The organism is Nostoc sp. UIC 10630, from assembly GCF_010747425.1.
Lineage (GTDB): Bacteria > Cyanobacteriota > Cyanobacteriia > Cyanobacteriales > Nostocaceae > Nostoc.
On the sequence record NZ_JAAGOG010000261.1, the window covers coordinates 1 to 9,267 of the forward strand.

Sequence of the window (9,267 nt, forward strand, 5' to 3'; positions counted from 1 at the left end):
TGAGTCTGATTAGTAAAAATCACCACTTTACTATTAGTTTTCCTTTTGATTGAGCTAGTCAGTTCTAAACCACTCATATCGGGTAAGAGTAAATCAACTAACACAACATCAGGGTTGGTCTGTTCAATTAACTGAAACCCTAGCTTTCCACTGGTGGCATCACCAGTTACTTCTATATCTGGAGATTGTTCAATAGCGCCTTTGATGCCTAAGAGTGTGAATGTTTCTGGTTCAACAATTACTATTTTCAGCATGATTTGATTAATCCTCTAATAATAAATGGCTGTTTATTCGGGTATTTCTTATTGGTGTCTAGCGGACACGCTTAAGACACTTGGTGTCTGGGCGGTGTCTGGGGTAGTGTCTGCTGGTGTCTATGCTGTACAAAGGTTACGAGCTTTGGTGTCTGTGGTGTCCGGTGTCCAGTGTCCGCTAAAAAAGGGCGTTTTTGGGGCTAGACACCAATCGCAGTCAAATTTGATTAAGCTTGATAACACCCTCGGCTATCCAGTCAGCCATACCTGCCCCCACAATTTCATACATCCAGCCCTTGATTTGCTCAACAATAAATCTCTCACCGTTCACTTTAAAGTTGCCCTTGAACTCTCTTACATCAGCTTCAATTCGTTCAGTTCTGGTGAGATATTCATACAGCTTTTGCGCCATTGGTGATAGTTTCTTAGGTTCATCTTGGGTGTCACCTGCTTTGTTACCAAGATTGAATTCCAGTTCATAAATCCGCTCTAAAGTGGCTTTATCGATGCTTGGCGGTTCATTAACTGTTCTAGATTCATCAAGCCGAAAATCAATTCGCTTGTGGTCTAACTTGGGCAGTTCAATATCAATCCATTGCCCATGCCCAGGTAGCTTAATCCTACCCCTACCGCTAGCTTTAGCTTCTGTGGTGATTGGGTCAATAGTTGCAATTAGTTCTACTTCTAACAGTGCCGCATCTCGAAGTTTTGATAACCCTTTGGCTTTGGCTAGAATTTCCATTGTGCGGTCATGAGCTACGAACAAAGGAATCATTAATTGTTTGCGAGATTCAGTCATAGCACAACGAAACCATTTACCAATAAAATCAGGGTCGGGCTTCCATTTTTCATCCTCACAATCGTCTGGCATTGGCTCAACAATGTTATCTGTCCATGTCGTAAATTCTTCACAGATAACTGATAGCATCTTGCCGCTATTTCTTAACTGTTCTGTCCACTGTTCTTCTGTCAATCCACTCTTGCGGTAATCTTCATAGCGCTGGCGCATTTCATCCATGTACCATTGCATGAATTCGGCTATTTCTTTGTAGCCGGTAATCAGCCGCACACCTCGCCACTCGACCTGTGTACCATGCGGGTCAAGCGCTACGATGTTCCACCCAGCTTGTACTTTTTTCCAAATAATTTCTCTAGTAGTCCAGGACTTACCTGCACCCATGCCACCAAATATTAAAGTGGGGTAGCCGATGGTGTTGTTGATCCAGCGATATTTGTCACCAGGAGCGATTGCCGGCTGTTCTCCCCCAGTAACCTTGTCGTTAGGGTCAATCGTCCCCTGTAAAGTCTGGCTACCTTGCAGATAGGGCGTTTTCATCTCGCGCAACTGCTTAATGTACTCGGCCTTCTGTTGGTCGGTCATCCCCGCCGTTTGCGCTTCAAAAATGGCATCAGTTGCCTCCATCTGCGTAACTTCAATTTCCGTGTGGGCGTAAATCTCGGCTTTGGTGATATCAACAGTGCGGTCATTGGCGATTAGATCCAAGTCAGCTTGTAGTTGAACTTCTGCGATCGCAACGTCTCGGTAACTCTCTAGTAGCTCGGAACGTGCGGCCATCTCAGCTTTTGCAGCATCCCGCTTTTGGGCGATGTCTTCAAAAACTGCCCTCTGCTTCTCCTCCTCTTGACAATGGCGCAGCATCCACCCAGCTAGCGCAAACCCCAGAAATCCCCCAAACGCCCAAAACGGTTTGTATGGGTTAGTCGCCTTCACTAATCCATTAACGCCCATAGCTGGGTCACGCACTACTTGAGAGGGCATTCCTTCTAGCTTCCACTGCTCCCAGTAATGGGGGGTCATGCGGAATGGTCTGTTATTCTGATCCTGACATACCAATTTTTTCTGGGGAGTCCGAACGCAGAAATAAATGCGGTCGCTTGACTCCCCTTTCCAAGCCATCGCAGCTGATCCAATACCTACAGTCAAACTTAGCCCAATGGCAACAGCTTTTTTATCCATCGGCAACTGTCCAAACCACTTCATTAAACCCGATTGTTGCGACTCGGATAACTGTTTATGTTTCTCAGATAGATAGTTCATTTACCTCTTTTACCACCAAATAGAAAAAACATTAATATCGCTAGAAATATGCCCACTCCTGCACCATCCATCCAACTTGAAGATTCAGCAGTTTTCGCTTTGGGCTGATACATCTTTTCAATTGAAGTATTAGCAGTAATAGTAGAAGTTCTCGCTTCATTCCATTCACTCAGAGGGTCAGAAAGCGCACACAATAAAGCCAGTGATGCACTGCAACCAGTCATTAAATTAGTGACGAAATTATTAAACCCTTCACCTGTTGCAGTGGCAGTAAAATACAAGTGTGCAGTACCCACAGCTAAGAACATTCCAACAGGGTGAACTTGTAACAGGTGAAAAGTGAAAATCACTGCACTATTTAAACAACTGCCAGCGACAATTTCACAAGCGTTACCAGCACGTCTAAATGTTCTACCCCGGTTATTTTCTGGCAGTGGTGGTAACTGTTCGGGTTGTTTCTGCTGATGTTCTTGTTGTGATTTCTGTGCCAGCCCTTCAAATGAAAAAGGGCTGACGCTATGGGAATCTTCATTTCGTTTCCTTACTAGCATCAGCCTTACCTAATTAATTGATTATCTCTCGCCTAACTTCTGCCACAAGTTACCTAACATTGCACCCCAGCCGCGAACAGTTCCGGTTGCGGAAACACTAGAAGCTGGTGCATGATTTTGGGATTGAATTGGTATCACTTCCTGGGGTGCTTGATTGGGTTCTAATGCCCTTGAGCCAAACCTCGCACGGGCTAAAAGTTGTTGTCGTTTCTCTCTCAATCCTGTAGTAATTGCCTGCCTCTCAGCTTGCACAGTTTGCTTATTTTCTATGCTGCTAATCTTGTTTTCATGCCGCCACAATTCAGCTTGTAAATCGTGGTGTAATTGGGCTGCAACTTCGGCTAGTCCGTGTTTACGCTTCTGGTCAATTCGCAGCAAATCGGCTCTATCTTGGGCATCTATCTTACTCATCTCCGAATCAAACTCGGAGTTAAGTTTACGAATTTTGGCGATGGCAGTAGCAACATGAGAGCCGTATTGTTTACGAAGTTCAGTCCAAGTTACTTGTCCTTTGGTCAGCTTCTCCATTGCCTCAAAGACAACTTTAGCGTTATCTAAAAAAGGCTCTAACCTATCTGATAATTCTTGGGCATTATTCGCATAATCGGCAAACTGTTCTAGCTTATTTATATCCGAAAGATAGCCCAGAATATCAGACTCAAATCCTCCCCAAGCTTGTGCTTTTTCATCAATATGGCTTGCATGACCAACTACCGGATTGTGTATTGCAAAGTCCATTGCTGACACTCCTAATAAGGTATGTTGTCGTAGTCGATATCGCTCGACTCTTGGGGCAATTTATCCCAGTAACCCATCTCTTCAAATCGGTTATAAATTCTCGTTGCTAATTGCCTTACGGGGTCGTCAAAATCTTCAGAGATTAAATCAAATCTGTTGCAGCCAAATGCCAAAATATTTGCAATATCAGGGTCAATACCATTACCCAAGAATTGACCAAATGCAGCAGAGTATGGATGGTCATCAATGGTTGAATGAGTTGCTAAGAATTCGGTTCCGGTGAGGGGTAAGTAAAGGCTGCAAAGAAAACTATTTATTTCGCGCTTCGTAGCTGTTGGGTTAAGAGCCTTAAATTGCTGGAGTTTCAAAGCATTATCAGTGAAAGAACAGCGTCCCCAATCATTGGGATTTTTGTAATCGAGTGCCATGCTGCTAAGATCCTTATGTACTTTCGTTTTTGCGTATCGAGATACGTCCCGAAGTGGGGCGATTGCAATGATTGGTCGTCGGTGCAATCGCTTCATCATCAGTTTTCACAAAACTCAACAAGTTCAAAAACCTCCCTCTGCACTTGGTTTTGGCTTAATTCTTTGCGTCTGCCCTTTGAGTCATTGAATATGAAAGGTGCATTGACTCGACAATTAGACTGATGGCTGTAGCGCAGTTGTTGACCACGGAATTCGTAGAGGTGGTTACGCTGTAAGGCTGTCGTTGAAAGCATAAGTTTGTCCCTCAACTTGGGAGTAGAACTCGATATTTAGGATTGCTTCGTGAATCTCCATCAAGGCTTGCACTGCATCGCCCATCTTTAAGTCATTCGATGTACTGAACCTTTCGGAGGCTTCGATTTGTTGATAATTTGGGGATGCTTGGACGAACCTTAAAGTCTGTTCGCAACCGAGGATAATGGTCATGATTTCGGTTGTTGTTAAGCTTGGTTGTGTCTTTTGGGTGTCTTGGCCGCTCATGACTTGTTTGTTTCCTCTGGGTTTTTATCACGTAAGTTCTAATTTTTTCGCTTGAGAGTGATTTTGTAAGTCTCCCCGTTTGGCTTCAAAACAGTATGTTGCTCTAAACCTAATTCGCTAGCTGCACTTAAAATTGGGCCGACATTTTCAGACGGTTCACCATGAAAGGTTGTCTCCCCTTTTTTACCTTTATCAAGGTTTCTAGAAATCATTTCTTTAAGCGCCTCAAACCCGGACTGTGACATAATTCCTCCTATTTTCTATACAATACTCTTGCCCGAACTACTGATGATGAGAGCTAGTCCCCTTCTAGGGTTGTGTCTGCATCATGTTTGGGATCTCATGACTTCCTTCCTTTTCTTTGGGTTTTCATCGGTGTGGCTGGGGCTTCTGGCTGACTACTTGGGGATTGTGGCTGGTTCGGCTTTTGAAGTACATAGCTGATTGCACCTGCACCCCCCACGGCTGCGGCGATGGTGAACATATTGTTTCTGCCAAGCTGCTGGACTCCGAAGTAGCCAAGGGCTAACGCTGCTGCTGTTGCACCAATGCCTAAAACCGTGTTTCTAAATCTGGATTTGGTCATGCTGCCCCTTTGAAATTAGTGACCATTGCGCTAAGTGCCGATTTATTGGGCTGTGTAGAAAGTGAAGTTTCAACTTTGGGCGATGATTGTACATTGCCGTGTTGAAAAATCAGCTTCTCTACACCTGCTGATAATGCTTGTGTTGGCGCATCTTGAGGTAAATCAAACATCTTGCACAATTCAATTACTGCTAGATAGGAAATGGTTATACGCCGAGATTCGTAATTCATTAATTAAGCTCCCTTTGCAATTTGAGTTAATAGTTTCAACCCTAAAGCATTGATGAATTGGGGATTGTTCAAAATCACAAAACCTAAACCGGCTAGGTTCTGATCCACCACTGGTAGAGAAACACCCCCACCCCAGGCGACAAGGTATTTAGCGCGGTCTAGATAATTGCCAGCAGTCACAAAGTTGGCGAATTTCTCAATCCTGTTACTCCACCACTGATCTAGACATTGGCTGTACTCGGTTTCAAACTTCTTACCTGTCAGATGGTTGCCGCCGTAAGTGAAAGTCCCTTCTAGAATGCCCTGGTTCACCAAGCTGGGCGAGTGTTTCACATCCTTGGACAGCAGACTCACTCGGTCGTTTCGTTTGTCGAGGGTTTCTGCAATCATGGTATGCAGTTCACCGGCTCCACCCTCAATTAGATGGCGGTCAATCACTGCGCCACTGCCGTTAAACACGGTAATCAACCAAGTTGATGAACCGATATCGAGTGCGATCGCTAATTCTGAGGGGTCAAGTACCAGGGATGCTTCACCGAATAAGCAGTGGGCAATGCTTCCAAAACCTTCGGGGTAAATGCCTGTCACCACGATGTCAACTGTCTTGGTGACAATGGAACGAGTTACAGGGTGCAGATGCTCAAAGGTGTGAGTCCCTTCAACTCTGCGTTTAATCTCACTTGCCCAGCGTTCTGGGTTGTGATTGCTCAAACTAATTGAAAGTTTGACTCCCGAAGGAATGTTGAGAACTGCTAAGTCTGCAAGAATGCTTTCTAGTGCGAGTTCTGCTTTTTTGGCTTTGTCCTCGTGCAGCAAGGTATGGTCACTTTGAGCTAGAGCCGCACTGCCCCAGAAAAATTGAATATCTTTTAAGTCAAGCCGCGTTCCTTGTACATAACGCACCCATGCCCCATCTTTTGAGATGGTTTCGTGGTGCATGATGTTTCGGTTGCGAACAAGTGAGTATGCGGCTGGCATCATGATCGAAAAATCACCGATGATTGCCTTGCCATATCCTGCACCTGAGTCTTTTCCGGCGATGAGGTCAGTTAGCCCGGATTTGGCTAACAAGTCTGCCTGAACTAGCCAATTTTTGGCATTGGAATATATAGCTGTCATGGTTCAGATGATTGGTAAAAGTCTTGATTTTTCTGGCTTTGGAGAATTTAGAGACTCAATCGCTTTAAATCCACACATCCAGTTAGGGGTTAGCCATAGCATCACTTTCTGGCTTCTATTGCCTTTGTTGGGTGGCTGTTTTTGGCTTACATTTTTAATATAGCTCGAAAACTCGAATACTCAAGTACTCGAAAAGTAATATTTACTTATACTTTGGCGATAATTAAGAAAATTAATTAATGAGTATTTGAGCTATGGAGGAAAAGAAAAAACCAGGAAGACCATCAACCAACAAAGATGACCCTGTTTATGTCCGTGCCAGAGTGCCACGAGAACTCCACAAATCTTTCAAGCTTGCTTGCACGGAAGATGATTTGGTTATGGAAGATGTAGTCAAGGATTTGATTAAAGACTGGCTTACAAAAAGAGGCAAGAAAAATCTCGCTTAGATTTCCGAGTATTAGAGCTATATAATGAATTAGAGTCCTGTTACTTCTCCCAATTCTAAGTTTGAGGGGAGGTAACGTGAATGAAGACAATGTACAGAACCTCAATTACTTAAAAAACTATCAACTTTTATTAAGTAATTTCAAGTAAAAGTCAGGTCTTGTTAGATATGAGACGACCAAAAGTTCTGTAAAATCAGGCAAGAACGTAAATGAAGCTTGTAAAGGAGATAAATATACAACAGCACCAAAAATTAAAAGGGCAAAGCGCTACTAGGTAGTAAACGTTTTGCCCGACAGTAAAAACTAAATATTTCAAATTACTTGGAAGCGGGGTTTATCTCTAGACGACCAAATAAGTGGAAGGAAGGTGAGATGTCTAACCACTAATTGGCAAAAGAGACTAGTCCGCGCTGCTTACTCATAATTATATATGAGTTGCTGTGGCAATTTATAAATTTCTGCTTGCAGATTTTGGCAAGAAAATTCATTAAATTGTTTTTATTAGCTCACAAAAAGGCAAATTCAAGCAATACAGCGAATTATGTAGATATAAGGTAAAGCAGCGCGATAACCCCCTCCATATACTGAAAACCAAAGTATTTGAGGGAAAAATCCGTGATTAATAGCAACCGCGTACTTCAACCACATGAAGTTATGGGTGGGTTCGAGATGATGTCTCGCCCCTCTCACATAGAAGTCAACCATTGGAATGAATGGTTAGCCAGTGCTGTTGACCCAAAGTTAACAGCTTTGAATGTCCGTTCTCTTAGTGGCCCCTCAGTGTACGAATATCTGTTATGCGCCCTACCTCAAACTGCCAGACGTAACGATGGGCGGCTACGTGATGGCTACTTGAAACGATATGCCCACGCGGAAGCCGGTGCATGGTGGGTTAGCGGACTTGACCCGCTTAATGATTGGTTGGCGATGGACTGGGGACGGATGAAACCAGATTACCCCCGCCTTGAATGGGACAAGACAACACAGCAGCAAACTCAAAAGCCAGTCAAGTACGAATCACCACCCAAAACTCCCAACCGAGTTACCTACTTGAGAATGCCCCTACATTTATGGCGGTTGGTATCACTTCGCTATAACGTGCCGATGCCAGAACATATTACCATTACCGAAGAAGGAGAGGCGTTAGGTTTTTGGGCTTGGGTAATGGCACATCCCGAAATCCCTGTAATTCTTACAGAGGGCGAGAAGAAGGGTGGTTGTCTCCTAACTTTGGGATTTGTGGCGATCGCACTCCCTGGAATCTGGAATGGCCGAGTGGGCAAAGAGGATTTAGAAAGACTTCACCCTGATTTAGTCCCAATGACTCAAAAGGGGCGCAAATTCGTTGTTCTGTTCGACTACGAAAGCAAACCCAAAACTAAACAGCAGATTTTTCAAGCCACACGCCGCACGGCTGGAGCAATTGTAGAACTTTACTGCCAATGTGAAGTAGCGCTACTGCCAGGGCCAGAGAAAGGAATTGACGATTGGGTTGTAATTTTGGGGAAAAAGGCGGATAAAGCCGTGACCGCGATGATTGCTGATGCCTTAAGAATCAGCGAGTACAAGCAAAGATTTTTCATCAATCGTGCCAGGGGACTCCATAAGTACAAGCCTAATGTAACGGTGAATACCCGTTATCTCTCACTTGCAATTCACTCCCTACCTCAATCTGGGTTAGTTGGTTTGGTTTCCGATATGGGAACAGGAAAGACTGAAATTTTAGCAGTTCTCAGAAGAGAGAACCCCCAACTCAGTTTTTTGAACAATGGGCATCGGGTTACTTTGCTCAAGAATCTCAGCGATCGCTTACAAACAGCAATGTACTCCGCGATTTCTTGCGGGGACTGGGGTCAGGTAAAGGCTCTCAGCATTACCGTGGATTCTCTGTATAAAATGGCAAATGATTTACAGGCTTATGACATTCTATTTATTGATGAAGCCTGCCAGTATCTCGCTCACTTGCTCAAGTCCAAAACTTGCAAGGAACATCGTGGAGCTATTCTGGAAGTGCTTGAGTATCTAGTTTACAACGCCAAGCTGGTTGTTTTAGCTGATGCTCACTTGGATGACTTGACCATTGAGTTTTTCATGAATTTGCGACCGACTGGTGAAGAACCCTACATCATCAAAAACCTGTATCGCTCAGGTGGTCGTCAAGTTCATTGGTACGAGGGGAAAAACAGCAGCGCAATCGTTGCCGAGTTCCACGCTCAGTTGATGCTGGGTAAAAAACTGATGATGGTCAGCGACAGTAAGCGGTTTATTAAAAAGCTAGAAAGAGCGCTCAATGATGGTTCAGCAATTGATGAC

13 protein-coding genes are annotated in these 9,267 nt (G+C 44.1%); 2 read left to right on the forward strand and 11 right to left on the reverse strand.

Translation table 11 applies throughout. From position 1 onward, the window contains the following. From G1O98_RS33910 to G1O98_RS33960, 11 genes are all read right to left on the reverse strand, one after another. Positions 1–254, reverse strand: a 254-nt coding sequence (locus tag G1O98_RS33910) for a response regulator (RefSeq protein WP_163937912.1), incomplete at its 3' end; no start/stop codon positions are given. 217 nt (positions 255–471) lie between these two features. Continuing rightward, positions 472–2,313 carry an ATP-binding protein gene (locus tag G1O98_RS33915; RefSeq protein ID WP_163937915.1) on the reverse strand — a complete coding sequence of 614 codons (1,842 nt, stop codon included), beginning with the start codon at positions 2,311–2,313 and terminating at the stop codon, positions 472–474. Next, the gene (locus G1O98_RS33920; protein ID WP_163937918.1) at positions 2,310–2,864 is read right to left on the reverse strand and encodes a hypothetical protein; all 555 of its coding nucleotides are present in this window, start codon (positions 2,862–2,864) and stop codon (positions 2,310–2,312) included. Before G1O98_RS33920 ends, G1O98_RS33915 begins: the two co-directional genes overlap by 4 nt. 21 nt (positions 2,865–2,885) lie before the next feature. Then, complete coding sequence (locus G1O98_RS33925) at positions 2,886–3,602, reverse strand: hypothetical protein (RefSeq protein ID WP_163937922.1); 717 nt, start codon at positions 3,600–3,602, stop codon at positions 2,886–2,888. Positions 3,603–3,613: 11 nt separating this feature from the next. After that, positions 3,614–4,030 carry a hypothetical protein gene (locus G1O98_RS33930; protein WP_163937925.1) on the reverse strand — a complete coding sequence of 139 codons (417 nt, stop codon included), beginning with the start codon at positions 4,028–4,030 and terminating at the stop codon, positions 3,614–3,616. Positions 4,031–4,128: 98 nt separating this feature from the next. Then, on the reverse strand, positions 4,129–4,323 hold the full coding sequence (locus G1O98_RS33935) for a hypothetical protein (RefSeq protein WP_163937928.1): 195 nt from the start codon (positions 4,321–4,323) through the stop codon (positions 4,129–4,131). Beyond that, complete coding sequence (locus G1O98_RS33940) at positions 4,295–4,570, reverse strand: hypothetical protein (RefSeq protein WP_163937932.1); 276 nt, start codon at positions 4,568–4,570, stop codon at positions 4,295–4,297. Before G1O98_RS33940 ends, G1O98_RS33935 begins: the two co-directional genes overlap by 29 nt. 38 nt (positions 4,571–4,608) lie before the next feature. Beyond that, the gene (locus G1O98_RS33945; protein WP_163937935.1) at positions 4,609–4,815 is read right to left on the reverse strand and encodes a hypothetical protein; all 207 of its coding nucleotides are present in this window, start codon (positions 4,813–4,815) and stop codon (positions 4,609–4,611) included. 95 nt (positions 4,816–4,910) lie between these two features. Next, entirely contained in the window at positions 4,911–5,156 is a 246-nt protein-coding gene (locus G1O98_RS33950) for a hypothetical protein (protein ID WP_163937938.1), read from the reverse strand. Beyond that, positions 5,153–5,386 carry a hypothetical protein gene (locus G1O98_RS33955; RefSeq protein ID WP_163937941.1) on the reverse strand — a complete coding sequence of 78 codons (234 nt, stop codon included), beginning with the start codon at positions 5,384–5,386 and terminating at the stop codon, positions 5,153–5,155. The genes G1O98_RS33950 and G1O98_RS33955 overlap by 4 nt, the downstream gene beginning before the upstream one ends. Positions 5,387–5,389: 3 nt before the next feature. Continuing rightward, complete coding sequence (locus tag G1O98_RS33960) at positions 5,390–6,505, reverse strand: ParM/StbA family protein (protein WP_163937944.1); 1,116 nt, start codon at positions 6,503–6,505, stop codon at positions 5,390–5,392. Positions 6,506–6,759: 254 nt separating this feature from the next. Here G1O98_RS33960 and G1O98_RS33965 point away from each other — a divergent pair, with 254 nt between their 5' ends. Further along, positions 6,760–6,954: a plasmid partition protein ParG gene (locus G1O98_RS33965; RefSeq protein ID WP_163937947.1), complete on the forward strand. Its 195-nt coding sequence runs from the start codon at positions 6,760–6,762 to the stop codon at positions 6,952–6,954. Between the two features lie 615 nt (positions 6,955–7,569). After that, the coding region (locus G1O98_RS33970) for a DUF3854 domain-containing protein (RefSeq protein WP_345940625.1) at positions 7,570–9,267 on the forward strand (1,698 nt) is incomplete at its 3' end.

Excerpts from the sequence above, each read along its gene's own strand:
- G1O98_RS33915 (WP_163937915.1), bottom strand. The coding sequence starts at position 2,313 with ATGAACTATCTATCTGAGAAACATAAACAGTTATCCGAGTCGCAACAA.
- G1O98_RS33955 (WP_163937941.1), bottom strand. The coding sequence starts at position 5,386 with ATGAATTACGAATCTCGGCGTATAACCATTTCCTATCTAGCAGTAATT.
- G1O98_RS33950 (WP_163937938.1), bottom strand. The coding sequence starts at position 5,156 with ATGACCAAATCCAGATTTAGAAACACGGTTTTAGGCATTGGTGCAACA.
- G1O98_RS33930 (WP_163937925.1), bottom strand. The coding sequence starts at position 4,030 with ATGGCACTCGATTACAAAAATCCCAATGATTGGGGACGCTGTTCTTTC.
- G1O98_RS33920 (WP_163937918.1), bottom strand. The coding sequence starts at position 2,864 with ATGCTAGTAAGGAAACGAAATGAAGATTCCCATAGCGTCAGCCCTTTT.
- G1O98_RS33960 (WP_163937944.1), bottom strand. The coding sequence starts at position 6,505 with ATGACAGCTATATATTCCAATGCCAAAAATTGGCTAGTTCAGGCAGAC.
- G1O98_RS33965 (WP_163937947.1), top strand. The coding sequence starts at position 6,760 with ATGGAGGAAAAGAAAAAACCAGGAAGACCATCAACCAACAAAGATGAC.
- G1O98_RS33940 (WP_163937932.1), bottom strand. The coding sequence starts at position 4,570 with ATGAGCGGCCAAGACACCCAAAAGACACAACCAAGCTTAACAACAACC.
- G1O98_RS33925 (WP_163937922.1), bottom strand. The coding sequence starts at position 3,602 with ATGGACTTTGCAATACACAATCCGGTAGTTGGTCATGCAAGCCATATT.
- G1O98_RS33935 (WP_163937928.1), bottom strand. The coding sequence starts at position 4,323 with ATGCTTTCAACGACAGCCTTACAGCGTAACCACCTCTACGAATTCCGT.
- G1O98_RS33945 (WP_163937935.1), bottom strand. The coding sequence starts at position 4,815 with ATGTCACAGTCCGGGTTTGAGGCGCTTAAAGAAATGATTTCTAGAAAC.